The sequence below is a fragment of the Nocardia nepalensis genome, from assembly GCF_048910785.1.
In the GTDB taxonomy this organism is placed as follows: Bacteria; Actinomycetota; Actinomycetes; order Mycobacteriales; family Mycobacteriaceae; genus Nocardia; species Nocardia nepalensis.
On sequence record NZ_JBKBET010000020.1, the window covers coordinates 468,336 to 482,474 of the forward strand.

Sequence of the window (14,139 nt, forward strand, 5' to 3'; positions counted from 1 at the left end):
AGCTCGGCAACCCACCGAGCCAGATCGAGAGGAAGCCGATGACCGCCACGGTAGCTGCCACCGGCCAGCAGTCGGACACCCCAGCATTCGCACACCAGAAAAAGGGACGCTGGTTGGATCACTGGGAGCCGGACAACACAGAATTCTGGGAATCGGGCGGCAAACTCACCGCTCGCAAGAACCTGATCTTCTCCGTCTTCGCCGAGAATCTCGGCTTCAGCGTGTGGGTCATCTGGGGCACCGTGGTGACCAGCATGGGTTTGGCGGGTTTCGACTTCCTTGCCGGACTCGGCAAGGGCAACCCGACCGCCGTCAGCAACGCCCTGCTGCTGACCTCCACCCCCACCCTGGTCGGTGCGGCACTGCGCATTCCGTACACCTTCGCCATTCCGAAGTTCGGCGGGCGCGCGTTCACGGCGTTCAGTGCGGCCATGCTGCTCATCCCGACGCTGGGCCTGGCCTACTTCGTCAACCACCCGGGCACCCCCATGTGGGTGTTCATGATCCTGGCCGCCTTGGCCGGCTTCGGCGGCGGTAACTTCTCGTCCTCGATGGCCAATATCTCGTTCTTCTTCCCGGAAGGGAAAAAGGGTGCGGCCCTTGGCATCAACGCCGCCGGCGGCAATCTCGGCGTCGCGCAGACCCAGCTGGTGCTGCCGCTGCTGATCACCCTCGGCACCCACATCATGGCCAAGAACCCGGCGGGCTACCGCTTCGGCATCACGCTGTCGGTGCTGGTCTGGATCCCGTTCATCCTGGTCGCCTTCTTCGGTGCGCTGCGTTATATGGACAGCATCAGCACGGCCAAGGCCGACGGCAAGTCCTACAAGCTGGCGCTGACCAATAAGCACACCTGGGTGATGTCGTTCCTCTACATCGGCACCTTCGGTTCGTTCATCGGCTTCTCCTTCGCCTTCCCGACCCTGATCAAGGCCAACTTCCCGGATCTGGCCAAGATCGGCTGGATCACCACCCTGGGCAACCTCGCCTTCCTCGGCGCGCTGGTCGGCTCGTTCAGCCGTCCGTTCGGCGGGTGGATCTCCGATAAGGTCGGCGGCGCCAAGATGACCATCTTCGTATTCGGCGGTATGTCGATCGCCTGTGTCCTGATCATGGCCGGACTGAAGGCGAAGAGCTTCCCGCTCTACCTGGTCGCATTCCTGCTGCTGTTCATCCTGACCGGCATCGGCAACGGTTCGACCTACCGGATGATTCCGTCCATCTTCAGCGCCGAAGCCAAGAAGTACGCCTCCGAACACGGTCTCGACATCACCGACGCCACGGCCTCGGCCAAGCGTCAGGCCGGTGCCGCGATCGGTGTCATCGGCGCGATCGGCGCCTCCGGCGGCTACCTGCTGCAGCAGGCACTTCGCTTGTCCAACATCAACTTCCACAGCATGAACCCCGCATTCTGGGCCTACGCCGGAGCCTTCCTGGTAATGGCCGCGGTCACCTGGTTCTTCTATCTGCGGTCCTCGTTCGCCGTGTCCCGCGTGCCATCGCTGGCCTACGCCAACGTGTAACCGCCTGCGCCGCCTGCCTTTCGGCCCGAACCCCCGATCGGCAGGCCCGGCGCGGTTGCCCCCGACCCCCCTCCGGGCCGGCAGCCGCGCCACCCGATAGACCCGAATGCCGCGCTGAAAAGGTCCTCCAGCGCGGCATTCGGCATTTCGGCTAAAGTGGATATCACGCCTGGCGGGTAGGCGGTTCAAGGGGGCTGTCGAAGATGGCGGAGATCCGAGTAGCGAATGCGGATGACGTCGCGGATCTGAAAGTGCTCGATGCATCGTGTTTTCCGGACGACGACCATCGCTTGGAGCCCGCTTCCGAAGACGAACTGGAGGACGGAGTATCCGGCGGCAGAGTGTTCGTCGCGGTAGAAGAGGACAAGATCGTCGGCTTTATCCACTTCGAGCGACCTTCACCCAGCCACGTATACATCAGTTCGCTTGCCGTACACACCGATTGGCAACGACAGGGTCTCGGAGCGCGGCTCCTGGATCACATGATGTCGAAGCTGAGGAGTACCAGCGACGGCAAGTCGCCGTCCATCTCGACAATGACGAGCCCGCAAAACCACGCGATGCTCCGACTGCTCTTCTCCAGAAGGTTCGTGGCCCGAACCATCATGCGCGGCTATTTCGGACCGGGTCGCGACCGAATCTATTGCCAGCACAAGCTCCGCGTAGACTTCCTCGATCCCGACGAGCGATATCTGGTTCCGGTCGCGGCCGATGAGCACTGGGAAAGACTTCTTTCCGACGAAAAGTACGTGATCACCGCGATCGTCCAACTACCGTCCGGACCTGCGTTCGAGTTCTGCCGGTTCGATCGCGACGATCTCGCGGGGCTGGAGTCGGACGAAGTGTCGACAAGCGTCACTTTCGCCGGCACGATACTCGCCGCGGTGACATTCATACTCGGCTTCTCGCTGACCTCGGACAGCTTTCCCAACCTGGTCCGGGCCCTACTCCTGGCGTCGACGCTCGCTACGACGCTAGCTCTGGTGATATACACCAACAGTGCGGGCGATATAGCCAGACTCAGATCGAACTCGTTCAACACCTATATCCGCACGGGCAACATCCTGTCCGAGTACGGCGGTTTCTACCCCTTCCTCATCTCGCTGCCGATCACCTTCTCCTACATCAGCGAGTCGGTTCCGGCAGGCTTGGTGTCGGGAGCATTTTTCGGCGTGAGCCTGGCACTGTACGAGCTGTCGCCCTTCTCGATATCGAACCGATTCCCGCGGTCACCGTACCGAGTCACGCTCTTGGCGCTGGCGATCACGGCGCCATTGACCGGTGTCGCGGCCAATCGCTCCGACATGGGCACTTGGGCTTGGACCATCGGGCTCGTTCTCGTACTATCAGCGCTGTCGATCAGTCATCTTTCCGAGCCCGTCGGCGAACGTCGGCGTCCCACAAAGCGGTCCGGCTGGGACACTCGCGACTGATACGGCCCTCGGTGAGGGTGATCGCCGGATGCCACATCGAAACGCCGAACATGGCTTTGCGCTGGATATCTGACTCATACCGGGAAGGTGCGCATTGAACTTTTCCACGGGGGCGGAACAACCGGTGTTCCGTGCCGCCAAGTTGGAAGATCTCGCTGATATCGCCGCGCTCGACGGGGAAGAATTCGGAGACCTGTGTGTTCCACACAGGATGCTGCGGCCGCTGTTCGATCTGCACGGGTCGGATTGGGTGGTGGCCGAAATCGACGGCAGAGTCTGCGGATACGCACTGGTCTGCGTCAGCGCGCAGCGGCGCGGGTGGCTGATGGGTTTGGCGGTCGCGAAGCAATACCGGGGTCGCGGCTTCGGCCGGGAACTGCTGGAACGGGCGGTGACGAGCTGTCGTACCGCGCTGGCCGATTCGATATACCTCACCGTGAAGCCCACCGAGCAGAACGTGGTCAAGCTGTATGAGGACACCGGATTCCACAGGGTCAGCCGCGAACAGCAGTACTTCGGTGAGGGGGAACCGCGGGATGTACTGGCATACCCCATCGAAGGCCCGCCCGTGACCGCGCTGTCTCCGGGCCAGACGACAAACGGTGACTGACGAGCGGCCGCGCTCAGGACTGAAACCGGTCCCGGACGACTATTCCCGGGGGTTGTCCCCGACGCCGATTATGGTGCGCCGCACGGCATCCAGCGTCGCCACCGAGACCCGATTGCGCAGCCGATCGCTGAGACCCCGCCAACCCACGGTGAAACCGGGATCGGTCTGCAGCTGATCCCACAACCCCCGCAAGGGTGGCGGCGTATGCGCCCCAGGCATCCACAGATGCGCCAGGTGGTGCAGTATCGGAGCCAGCGTCGCCTGCGCCTCCTCGCCCGGCTCGAACATATCGGCGTGCTCGAGCGCCTCGGCATGCACCGTCAGCAACCAATCGTGCATCGCGAGGTCCTCACAGAATCGCTGCACCTCGGCCAGTTCATCCTCGCTCCGGACGGTGACCAGCACGGTACGGACCGCGTCGTTCTCGAGCCGCAATGCCACATGCGGCGATTCCTGGTCACCGATCCGCGCCGCCCAGCGCAGCCGGGTCGTTCCCGATCGCACCGGCACATTCTGATCGAGGCGATGGTCCAACCGAATACGGCCGAGTAGTCGATTCGCGACCGAAGCCAGATCGAGCGTGCCGACGGGCGGCGAACCGACGGCGAGGAAGCCCTCGATGAGGCGCGTGCGCGTCTGCGAGGTGACCTTTGTGATCACCTCGAGCACCCCGAGTTGGTTGAGATAGTGCGACCAGGCGCGTCGCTGATCGCCGGCGGCCTGGACCACCCGCGCGTGCACCGAACTCTGCAGCACCCGACCGCCGACAACCGCCACGTGACAGGCCACCGTTCCGATCGCCCGCACATCGGCATGCGTCCGCACCGCCAACAGGCAATCCACGCCCTCGGCGATTGTCGGCGAAATGGCAAGGGCCATCGGCCGTTCCCGCCACTGCATCGGCCGACCGGGCGCCAGCGCGAGCAATTCCGCCAGTTCGGTGCGTGACAGCGGCGTTGCCGTCGGCAACAAACAGGTGGCGATTTCACCGACTACGATCAGCGGGCCCGCCGATGTCCGCGGCTGTGCCTCGGCACCGCGAACGAGCAGCCGAACGGCCCGTCCGCGGCGGCGTTCCCGGCCGAGGGGGGTCGAGCGATCCCTACGCACCCGGCGCGCGGCCGAATCGTTCGATTCGGTCATGTCAGGATCCATCCAGCAGAAAATGGGTGAGGCGTTCGGTCACCTTGCGCGGCACCGTGATTCCCTCTGCCAGGCCCCGCTCGACAATTTGATCGACGACCTCGTCATCGAGCTGAATGTGGTCGAGGATCACCCGCACGGAATGCTCGATACCCAGATAACGCTGCGGTAGTAGTGACAGTGACCGGTAGGCGGCAAACGGTTTGGCGCGTGGATTCAATTGAATCAGTGCCGGCAACTCCCACCAACTGGTCGGCCAGGCATCGGTAGGTTCCCAGAGTTGCGGCTCGACGACCGGCCGGCCATCGAAGCGAAGCATTCCCAGGCGCACCAACTGCCAGATGGACGCGAGATAGGGGCAAGACCATTTGGTGAACGTTTCCATGCGCCCGTTCACGTTTCGGGTGTGCTTACTCCACAGCTGCACATCGAGGAAGATCGAATGCTCGCGACGGCCGAACTCCTCGGGTGGCGCATAGGGTTCGTCATGCATCGCTTGGCCCGGCGCGTCGTCGGAAGCCCGTCGACCGTTGCATAACCACCCTGACTCGGCGGTCGGCGGCCTGCGGCCGTTCGCCCCCTCGAGCGGCTCGGCGACGACACGGGCGCGGACCAGTTCCGCCAACTCGATTCGAGGCGTTATCGCCGCGCCGTATTCGGTTGGGGGAACGGACCAGCAGCCGGCTTCGCGGGCGAGATAGTCGATTCTCAGCCCGCATTCGTCGGCCACACCGAGCAATTTATCGAGAATCTCGCCGGGGCTGGTATCGGACCGAAAATAGTCGTCGGTGAGAAAACATGTGCTGACCCTGGCTCGCGGACCGAATTCGACCTTCGCGGCCTCGGTGAACGCATCGACGAGTGGAACGATCCGACGGAACTGCGCACTGATTCGGTCCTCCCCGTCTACGAGGTCGTTCATGTAGAAATGTCCGACCTCGATCGACACATGGGACAGCGGCACCTTGGCGACCCGCGGGAGCTCGGTCGACTCGCTATAGCCTGCGGCATGCTCCATGTGCTCGAAATCCTTCCCAGGATGGTGTTCTCGAGTTCCGTCGATTCAGATTCGGCGCCACGTAGCGGGATCGAGCACGCGATCGGCGAGCGTATCGAAGGCCTCGACGGTTGCCCTGTTCGCGATTTCCTTCTGCACGTCGATATCGAGAATCAACTGTTCGCGCCATTGCAATATCGGCTCGACGGGGATCTCGCCGAGCAGGTCGCTCGAACCGACCTGGTTCGTCGAGGCCAGCCGTTTCAACATGGCGGCCTGCTGGTGCAGCCAAGCCGCCTGCGGTCCAGGGGATTCGGTCGCCTCGTTCAATTGCGGCACCGCGGTGCGAACATACCGGATGTTGTCCAGCAGCATCTCGGAATCGTGGCCCGCGCCCCTGCCGAGCTCGAGCAGTCCGTACCGGCCGCGCACCAGACCCTGTGCGGCGATGATGTGCTGGCGCGTCCAGCGATGGAATACCAACCAGCGCACGGTCCTTGCGGCGAGCTGCGGCAGAGCCGTCGCCTTCAGGGCGATCTCCAGCGCCACCGAGCGCCCCGCGCTGACATCGACAATGCAGACGTCGAATTCCTGATCGAGCTCGAGCAGCAGCAGGGCGCAGCGGCCGAGGATGTGTTCATTGATCTTGGTGAACTCCGCACCACCGGCGTCCCCCGGCAGCAGCAACAGCTTGCCGGTTCGCGTGCGCATCTTGCGTAATTCGTGGCGATCGGTGTTGTCCCGCACGTCGATTCGGGCCGCGACACCCGCCTGTTCGAGCAAATAGGAATGCAGGCCGTCGCCACTGGAGATGCCGCGCTCCACTCTGCTGATCTCGAACAGCGCACCTGCGGTCGGGGAGCCGAAATCGAAATCCAGATAGGCGACCCGCTTGCCCCGGACACACATCCGGTAGGCCAGATTGCAGCTGGTCACCGAACGGCCGGTGCCGCCCTTGTCGGAGGTCGCGAACACGATCATGCGCTCAGAGGTTTCTTGTCGCGTCGCGGCGGGCGGCGGCCAGCCGGTCGAGTTCACGCAGCGCGTCGAGCGCGTGCACGAAGGTGGTCGCGGAGTCCTCGCGCGAAAGCCGCCTGGCTTGGTCGATATGGTCCTCCACCCGATCGAGCGCGGCCCGGTTGCCCGAGACGTCATCGATGCTGACGCCGAGCATTTGCTGGTCGAACCTATGCTCGGCGGTGTTCAACATGATCCGCGCGACGGTCTGCAACTCCGGCCAGTTGAGCGGCGCTTCGCGGTAGGTCCGGTCCGCGGTCACCAGACATTCGATGACTCGTTCGGTCATGGACCAGGACGGCCTGTCGACCGTGGGATCGTCGTCCTCCCCGAAGACCCCTGCCGGATCGTCCCACAGCCCAGGGGTACCGGCCCGGAGCATCCGCCGATCCAGATGCTCCATCACCGATCTCGACAATTCCATCAGCTTGTCGCGGGCAGCGACATTATCGGAAAGCCTCGCGGCCTGCAGTATGCGCTCGAGCAGCACTGCCGAGAAGTCCGATACCTCCCATTGCAGTACCGGTCCGTCATCGACGTCCTCGCTACCGCGCAGCGTCAGCCGGACACCCGGAGTGTGCAGCGCCACCGCCGGATCCGCACGCATCGGCCTGCGGGTGATCCGGCCGCGACCGGCCAACTCGTCGAAAATGGCCACGACCCTTGTCAAGTCGTCATCGGAGGCGGTGCGCGCGAGAAGATCCTGGATCAAAACGGCGGATACGATGAGACTGAAGTACTCCGACTCCGCACCGTCGCAGGTGCGCCACGGAATATCCTCCAGCGGCCAACCGCCGCAACCGTAGCGCGCGACCGTCGACCAATAGCGCTGGGTCAGTTCCCAGCGAGTGCGCAGGGATTGGGCGAGCCGGTGTTGTCTCTCGTCGAGCAGACCGAGCTCACCGGCACGCGGCGAGACCAAGTCGTTGATGCAATCCAGCGCCGCGGCCGTGAAGTAGAGGGACGGGCGGGGATCGGCGATGCCCCGCTGGCGCGCGATCTTTGCCTCGACGAAGTCGACCTCGGTGGCGTCGCGCACCACACCCCAACTCCACCCGCATTCGAACAGCAGGTTCTCATCCTCGAGCTCCTCGACCGATTCCTCCTGACCGAGGGTGACGTCACTGCGCAGCCGGGCCCGCACCCGTTCCAGACTGCGCCGGACACCGTCGACCATGGCCTGCTCGGACTCGCCGGTCTGGTTCAACATCCCCAGGATCGACTGTCCTTCAAAGGATTTCGGCTTGAATGTACTGACGACGAAGCTGCGGACCAATCCGGTCATGGCGGCGGTGAGGCGCGCATTGAGCTGTTCGGTGAGCCTGTCGATCCGCTGGGTCGACTCCCCCGGCCGCGCCCAGCCGCGGAAGGCGCGCAGGAAACGCAGGCCGGCCATGCAGAGGGTCAGGGCGATGGCATACGAGTCGACGACCTCGATGCCGCGCTGCGCCGCATTGGGTTCCCGCTCGTCAGCAGAGCGCAGATAGCTACCGGCGGAAAAGTTCGGCTGTCCGTCGTCGCGGGTGTTCCGCTCGATATAAGACTCCAGCAGCCCGACTACGAAGCCGCCGATCTGCTTCGGGCCGCCGAGTGGCTCGAGGACCGAACTGACGTCGTCCTCCATGCGATCGGGGCTGTCCAACGCGAATGTGGCTATCTCGGTGGCCGGATACAGCAGGCAGAGCAATTGCTCGGAATCGCTGATGGAGTTGGAATCGAGTCGACCGCCCCAGCGCCAGTCCCGGCCATCCCAACATGCCGCCAGTATGGCGCGCCACATATCCAGAATTTGTTGTCTCGGTTGGATTCTCACCTGCCGCCGTCCTCACCCCATGTCGCAGGCAAACCGCGTGGACCAACGTCAAAATTAGCACGGGCCACCATGTTAACGCTGGCTACGCGAGGGTCCGTGCGGATTCCATTCCGGTATTACCGGAACCGGTCGCAGCGCCGTCGGAACGAGACTCAGAGCATCAACCGAACCATATCCGCCGTCCGCGCCAAACCGGGAAAGGCCTCGGGCGTAGAACGGGGATGCAGCGCATGTACCGCAAGCCTGAACATCACCGCGCGCAACAACATTTGCGGCCATTCGGGAAGATCGGACCAGCGCTCGAGTAGACCGTCGTCGGCGCCGCCCCAGGCGAGTGCGTCGACGACGATGACACCGGCGGCCCATGCCGCGGGCCGCCAGTAGGGGGTGATATCGGTGAGGCCGGGGGTGAATACTCCGGCGAAAAGTACTGTGCCGAACAGATCCCCGTGGACCAATTGGTCCGGCGTTCGGACCGGTTTGCGCAGCGTCGCCAATTGGCCGATGAGTTCCATGCTGCGCTGACCGTCGGGCGAGGTCGCCGGCGGTGTCCCACCCGCGCGCAGACTGCGCAGCGGCACCGCCTCCCAGGCGGCGCGATCGGCGGCGACGAACACATCCACATCCACCCAGGGCGCGACCGGAGGCTGTACCAGGAAGCGCGGGCGTTCGAGTCCGGCGGTGGCCTGATGTAGCCGCAGCGATACCGAGACGACTTCGTCGTGGCGCGGCTCCGGCACACCCTCCAGGTAAGTGTCTGCGCGCCAACCGGATACGACGTAGCGGCCGTCGGTGGCGCGGACGGGGCGGGCCAGCCGTAGGCCATCCACCTTCAGGGTTTCGCGGACCTTCGCCGACCATGCCGCCCTGGCATGGTCGGCGACCGGACTCAACACCACATCACCGAGGCGCCAGCCGCCGTCCCAGTCTCCCAGGGAAACCGGGGTCACTTCGCGCAGACCGAACGTGGCGCGCACGTGCTCGGGGGGTTCCACAGAAGTCACGGCCGTACGGTACCGCTGGGGTCAACGCAGGCAGGGAAGCCGCGCCGAGCAGGTCGGCGCGGGGCGGAGTCAGTACACCGGCAGTGATTTGTCGACCTGGTTCGCCCAGGCGACGATGCCGCCCTGCACATGCGAAGCGTCGGAGAAACCGGCGTTCTTCAGGACAGCGAGCACCTCCGCCGAGCGGATACCGGTCTTGCAGTGCAAGACGATCGGGCGGTTCTGCGGCAGATCCGACAGCGCCTCACCGGAGAGGAACCGATCCTTCGGGATGAGCTTGGCGCCCTCGATGTGCACGATGTCCCATTCGACCGGCTCACGCACGTCGATGAGCTCGATCTCCTTGCCCGCGTCGATGAGCTCCTTGAGCTCGCGCGCGGTGATCGTCGAGCCGGCGGCCGCGGCCTGCCCCTCCTCGGAGACCACACCGCAGAACGCCTCGTAGTCGATCAGTTCGGTGATCGGCTGACGCTCCGGATCGCGGCGCAGCTTGATGGTCCGGTAGTTCATATCCAGTGCGTCGTAGACCATCAGACGACCGAGCAGCGGCTCACCGATGCCGGTGATCAGCTTGATCGCCTCGGTCACCATGACCGAGCCGATGGAGGCGCACAGCACGCCGAGTACGCCGCCCTCGGCGCAGGAGGGGACCATACCGGGCGGCGGAGCCTCCGGGTACAGGTCGCGGTAGTTGATGCCACGGCCGTCGGGTGCGTCCTCCCAGAAGACCGAGACCTGGCCCTCGAAGCGGTAGATCGAGCCCCAGACATACGGCTTGCCGGCCAGCACCGCGGCATCGTTGACCAGGTAGCGGGTGGCGAAGTTATCGGTGCCGTCGACGATCAGGTCGTATTCGGCGAACAGCTCGACGGCGTTCTCGGGCTCCAGGCGGATCTTGTGCAGCCGGACCTCGATGCCGGAGTTGATCTCGAGGATGGAATCGCGCGCGCTATCGGCCTTCGAGCGGCCGATATCGGATTCACCGTGAATGATCTGGCGCTGCAGATTGGAGGCGTCGACCTCGTCGAATTCGACAATGCCGAGCGTGCCGACCCCGGCGGCGGCGAGGTACAGCAGCGCGGGCGATCCGAGCCCGCCAGCACCGATCACCAGCACCTTGGCGTTCTTCAGACGTTTCTGCCCGTCGACGCCCAGATCCGGAATGATCAAATGACGGCTGTAGCGGGCGATCTCGTCCTTGGTCAGCTCCGCGGCTGGTTCGACCAGCGGCGGCAGGGACTTCGGTGATGACACGTCCAGGACTCCTCGAATCGAATTGGCCGATCGTTCTGTGGTAGCTCAGCGCCTATTAGCTCAACACCGACGACCGGGCCGTTCTTCCCGACCATGGTCTCAAACTCACCCGCGGGGGTAGGGCCAGGGGTTGAAGCGGCAGTGTTTGCCGTCCATCGGGACCACGCCGTCGGGGTCGAGGGCGGCGATGTCGTTGTTCTTGGTGCCGAAGGTCTGCTGCATCATCACCGGCGCCAGCCCGCCGTCGGTCTCGCACGGCTGATGCTGGTGATAGCCGATGGCGTGGCCGACCTCGTGGTTGACCTGGTACTGCCGGTAGGAGCCGATATCGCCCTCGAAGGCCAGCGCGCCGCGCACCCAGCGCACCTCCGACAGCACGACCCGGCGCAGGTCGGCGTTGAAACAGGAGGAGTCGATCGGGATGTCGAAACCACAGGCCTTGCGCGAGGATTCGCGGGAAGTCAGCGAGATGCGAAAGTCCGGCTGCCCCTGATCGATGCGCCGGAAGGCGAATTTGCTGTCGTGCGCCCAGCTCTTCGGATTGCCCAGGGTGCTGTCGATCATCTTGGCCACCGATTCGTCCCCGCCGAATCCGGAAGTGTCGACGCCGTCCTCGATTTCGACGGTGTACTTGAACTGGAACTCCGACCCGGTACCCACCTGCGCGGTGGTCCCCGGCAGCACATGCCATGTGCCCGCGCCGGTTTCGGTGAACGGTCCGCCGTCGGGCAATGCGCCGGTCGGCAGATTCGTCGGGAAGTGGCCGTCGCCGGGCGGTGCGCCGATGATGCCGGCGGAGGCCCCGTGCGGACTCAATCGCCCGAAACCCGGTGCGCCGCTTACCAGATTCGCGGGATCGGTGCCGCCGCGCACCGCGTCCACGATTACCAGCACGGTGACCACGAAAAGTACGGGAAGCGCATAGGCGCGCCAACCATAGGTGCGGATGAAACGACCGAGCGCGCTCTGCTTTTTGGTATCGCGCTCGGGTCTGGGCCGCCTGGAGCGCTGTTCGATGGTGGCGGTGGGATCCCAGCGGGCCCGCAACGGTTGATAGGAACGATCGACCGGCGGTTGGTACAAGCCGAGCGGGTCATAGATTTCGACACCGTTCTCATCCCGGGGTGGCGAACCGGATCTCCATTCGATCTCACCCTCGGCGCCGTCCGGGGCAGCGTCACCATTTCGGGTGGCTGCCCCCGTACGCACCTCGGGACCTGGCCTTTCCACAGGGCCCCAGACTACGGAACCGGATGCGCCGGAGCTAGCCCGGCGGTGCGCATTGCGCCCGCCGCCGGAAACATTCGGCGGGCCGGAATCGAGTGCCCGGTGCCCGTTCACGCGCGGGGTCACGTCAACCAGAGTCTCATAGGGCGCAATACCGTTCAGCCGGGGTACGCGAGCGCCCCCGCTCAGGTGCGACATATCTCACCGAGTGGGCTCGATCTCCGGCCCCGATCGGCATGTGAGCTACAACCGGGTATCGTTCATGGGATACCCGGTGTACACCCCATTTTGCCGGGGCATCGACTGGGAGAGCCGAAATGACTGACCTCGTGGACCGGATGACGTCTCGCAGAACGTCGTCCGATGCCATGGCGCCGACCAAGCGCGGTACCCGGCTTCCGCGCGACGAGCGTCGTCAACAGCTACTCGCGGCGGCCAGTGAGGTCTTCGTGCAACGCGGCTACCACGCCGCTGGCATGGATGAGATCTCACAGTGCGCCGGAGTGAGCAAGCCGGTGCTGTACCAGCACTTCGCCAGCAAGCTCGAACTCTATTTGGCGGTGCTGCAGAACTACGTCGACATGCTGGTGTCGAGTGTGCGCCAGGCGCTGCGCTCGACCACCGACAACCGCCAGCGCGTACGCGCCGCCGTGCAGGCCTACTTCGATTTCGTCGACAACGAAATGCAGGGCTTCCGACTGGTTTTCGAATCCGATCTGATCAGCGAGCCGCAGGTACAGCGCCGGGTCGAGCAGGCCACCGAGGCCTGTGTGGACGCGGTCTTCGATCTGGTCGCGCACGATTCCGGTTTAGATCCCTACCGGGCCAGGATCCTCGCGGTCGGGCTGGTCGGCACCAGTCAGTTCACCGCGCGGTACTGGCTGGAGGCGGATCGGCCGATCCCGAAGGAAGAGGCGGTCGATACCACCGTCTCGCTGGCCTGGGGCGGTCTGTCGCACGTGCCGCTGCACCCGATCAACTGAAACGAGACGACAGAGCCCCCGCACTCGCGCGAGTGCGGGGGCTCTTGTCTGTCGCGCCGGATTCGGCTCAGACCGCGGCGAAGCCGACGCGACCGCCGGTGGCGGCGCCGATCTCGACGTAGGCGACCTTCGAGGCCTGGATCAGGAACTTGCGGCCCTTCTCGTCGGTGAGCGCGACGACGCCGCCCTCGCCGCTCAGCGCACCGGACACCAGCGCCTCGACCTCGTCCGGGGTCTGCCCGCTATTGATCACGAGCTCGCGCGGGCTATCCGAAATACCGATCTTGACCTCCACGGCCAACCTCCGAACCTAGAGTCCTGTGTGCTGTCGAAATCAAGGCTAATGCTCCCCGGCCTCCCCGGGTATTCAGCGCCCCACTATGAGCCACGGAATCCACGTCGGCGGCCGACGGTCAGGCAACAATTCAGCTCCGGGCATCCCCGACGAGTCACCCATGTACCTGCGAAATCAGTGATCACGTGCGGAATCGACAGCCCGCTGCACCGAGCGCGCGGGCTGACGTTCGCCCGTCGCGAACGTCGCACCCGCTCGGCGAATGCGACTACTTGGGTTCGATGAGCTGGATTTCGAGCTCGACCTTGACCGTATCGCTGAGCATGCCGGGCAGCGGGCCGCCGACGCCGAAGTCGGTGCGCTTGATGGTTCCGGTCGCGGAGAAGCCCGCATGCCGATCGCCGGTTCCGGCGAAGACCTGCACGCCGCCCCACTCCACATCGAGGGTGACCGGCTTGGTGATCCCGCCGAGCGTGGCCTCGCCCTCGACCTCGAACGATTCGGCGATCTGGACCGGCTCGACGGCGCGGAAGGTCAGGGTGGGGCGGTTGGCGACATCGAGGAAGTCGGCGGTGCGGACGTGGTTGTCGCGATCGGGATTGCCGGTGTCGAAGGAGTCGAGGTAGATGGTGGCGCCGAGGGTGGCCAGACCCTTGTCGTCGATGACGAACTCGGTCTCGAACTTGTTGAAGCGGCCGCGGACCTTGGAGATGCCGAGGTGGCGGATGGTGAACTCGACCTGGGAATGCATCGCGTCCAGGGTCCAGGAACCCGGGACGAGCGCGGTGGCGGTGCTGGATTCAGCGGAAGATGTCATGCCATAGACCATGACCGGACCGT

13 protein-coding genes are annotated in these 14,139 nt (G+C 64.6%); 4 read left to right on the plus strand and 9 right to left on the minus strand.

Annotation, left to right across the window (positions count from 1 at the left end):
• Positions 1 to 38: 38 nt before the first annotated feature.
• The 3 genes from ACHQ4I_RS13330 to ACHQ4I_RS13340 all read left to right on the plus strand — a co-directional run bounded on the left by ACHQ4I_RS13330 (position 39) and on the right by ACHQ4I_RS13340 (position 3,566).
• On the plus strand, positions 39 to 1,523 hold the full coding sequence (locus ACHQ4I_RS13330) for an MFS transporter (protein ID WP_420772023.1): 1,485 nt from the start codon (positions 39 to 41) through the stop codon (positions 1,521 to 1,523).
• Between the two features lie 203 nt (positions 1,524 to 1,726).
• A complete protein-coding gene (locus ACHQ4I_RS13335; RefSeq protein ID WP_420772024.1) occupies positions 1,727 to 2,956 on the plus strand; it encodes a GNAT family N-acetyltransferase in 1,230 nt (409 codons plus the stop codon).
• Between the two features lie 94 nt (positions 2,957 to 3,050).
• Positions 3,051 to 3,566 carry a GNAT family N-acetyltransferase gene (locus ACHQ4I_RS13340; protein WP_420772025.1) on the plus strand — a complete coding sequence of 172 codons (516 nt, stop codon included), beginning with the start codon at positions 3,051 to 3,053 and terminating at the stop codon, positions 3,564 to 3,566.
• A 39-nt stretch (positions 3,567 to 3,605) separates the two neighbouring features.
• Here ACHQ4I_RS13340 and ACHQ4I_RS13345 read toward each other — a convergent pair whose 3' ends face one another.
• The 7 genes from ACHQ4I_RS13345 to ACHQ4I_RS13375 all read right to left on the minus strand — a co-directional run bounded on the left by ACHQ4I_RS13345 (position 3,606) and on the right by ACHQ4I_RS13375 (position 11,895).
• A complete protein-coding gene (locus tag ACHQ4I_RS13345; RefSeq protein WP_420772026.1) occupies positions 3,606 to 4,709 on the minus strand; it encodes an SCO2521 family protein in 1,104 nt (367 codons plus the stop codon).
• Between the two features lies 1 nt (position 4,710).
• On the minus strand, positions 4,711 to 5,727 hold the full coding sequence (locus ACHQ4I_RS13350) for an SCO2522 family protein (protein ID WP_420772027.1): 1,017 nt from the start codon (positions 5,725 to 5,727) through the stop codon (positions 4,711 to 4,713).
• 45 nt (positions 5,728 to 5,772) lie between these two features.
• Positions 5,773 to 6,687, minus strand: a complete 915-nt coding sequence (locus ACHQ4I_RS13355) for an SCO2523 family variant P-loop protein (protein ID WP_420772028.1) — start codon at positions 6,685 to 6,687, stop codon at positions 5,773 to 5,775.
• Between the two features lie 4 nt (positions 6,688 to 6,691).
• Positions 6,692 to 8,536 carry an SCO2524 family protein gene (locus ACHQ4I_RS13360; RefSeq protein ID WP_420772029.1) on the minus strand — a complete coding sequence of 615 codons (1,845 nt, stop codon included), beginning with the start codon at positions 8,534 to 8,536 and terminating at the stop codon, positions 6,692 to 6,694.
• Between the two features lie 152 nt (positions 8,537 to 8,688).
• On the minus strand, positions 8,689 to 9,540 hold the full coding sequence (locus ACHQ4I_RS13365; RefSeq protein WP_420772030.1) for a TIGR02569 family protein: 852 nt from the start codon (positions 9,538 to 9,540) through the stop codon (positions 8,689 to 8,691).
• Positions 9,541 to 9,609: 69 nt separating this feature from the next.
• Positions 9,610 to 10,794, minus strand: coding sequence for an adenylyltransferase/sulfurtransferase MoeZ (gene moeZ, locus ACHQ4I_RS13370; RefSeq protein WP_420772031.1), 1,185 nt, complete (start codon positions 10,792 to 10,794; stop codon positions 9,610 to 9,612).
• A gap of 105 nt (positions 10,795 to 10,899) precedes the next feature.
• Positions 10,900 to 11,895: a DUF3152 domain-containing protein gene (locus ACHQ4I_RS13375; protein WP_420772675.1), complete on the minus strand. Its 996-nt coding sequence runs from the start codon at positions 11,893 to 11,895 to the stop codon at positions 10,900 to 10,902.
• A gap of 443 nt (positions 11,896 to 12,338) precedes the next feature.
• Between ACHQ4I_RS13375 and ACHQ4I_RS13380 the strand changes: the two genes are divergently transcribed.
• The gene (locus ACHQ4I_RS13380) at positions 12,339 to 13,004 is read left to right on the plus strand and encodes an HTH-type transcriptional activator FasR (protein WP_420772032.1); all 666 of its coding nucleotides are present in this window, start codon (positions 12,339 to 12,341) and stop codon (positions 13,002 to 13,004) included.
• Positions 13,005 to 13,071: 67 nt separating this feature from the next.
• On the opposite strand, the gene ACHQ4I_RS13385 is transcribed toward ACHQ4I_RS13380, so the two are convergent.
• Together ACHQ4I_RS13385 and ACHQ4I_RS13390 are read right to left on the minus strand one after the other, a co-directional pair.
• Positions 13,072 to 13,299, minus strand: coding sequence for a DUF3107 domain-containing protein (locus tag ACHQ4I_RS13385; protein ID WP_062984284.1), 228 nt, complete (start codon positions 13,297 to 13,299; stop codon positions 13,072 to 13,074).
• Positions 13,300 to 13,567: 268 nt separating this feature from the next.
• Positions 13,568 to 14,116, minus strand: a complete 549-nt coding sequence (locus ACHQ4I_RS13390; RefSeq protein WP_420772033.1) for a YceI family protein — start codon at positions 14,114 to 14,116, stop codon at positions 13,568 to 13,570.
• Positions 14,117 to 14,139: the final 23 nt, after the last annotated feature.

What these genes read in the sequence shown, in the direction of transcription:
- ACHQ4I_RS13355 (WP_420772028.1), bottom strand. Translation starts at nt 6,687, where the DNA reads ATGATCGTGTTCGCGACCTCCGACAAGGGCGGCACCGGCCGTTCGGTG.
- ACHQ4I_RS13345 (WP_420772026.1), bottom strand. Translation starts at nt 4,709, where the DNA reads ATGACCGAATCGAACGATTCGGCCGCGCGCCGGGTGCGTAGGGATCGC.
- ACHQ4I_RS13335 (WP_420772024.1), top strand. Translation starts at nt 1,727, where the DNA reads ATGGCGGAGATCCGAGTAGCGAATGCGGATGACGTCGCGGATCTGAAA.
- ACHQ4I_RS13390 (WP_420772033.1), bottom strand. Translation starts at nt 14,116, where the DNA reads ATGACATCTTCCGCTGAATCCAGCACCGCCACCGCGCTCGTCCCGGGT.
- ACHQ4I_RS13330 (WP_420772023.1), top strand. Translation starts at nt 39, where the DNA reads ATGACCGCCACGGTAGCTGCCACCGGCCAGCAGTCGGACACCCCAGCA.
- ACHQ4I_RS13350 (WP_420772027.1), bottom strand. Translation starts at nt 5,727, where the DNA reads ATGGAGCATGCCGCAGGCTATAGCGAGTCGACCGAGCTCCCGCGGGTC.
- ACHQ4I_RS13380 (WP_420772032.1), top strand. Translation starts at nt 12,339, where the DNA reads ATGACTGACCTCGTGGACCGGATGACGTCTCGCAGAACGTCGTCCGAT.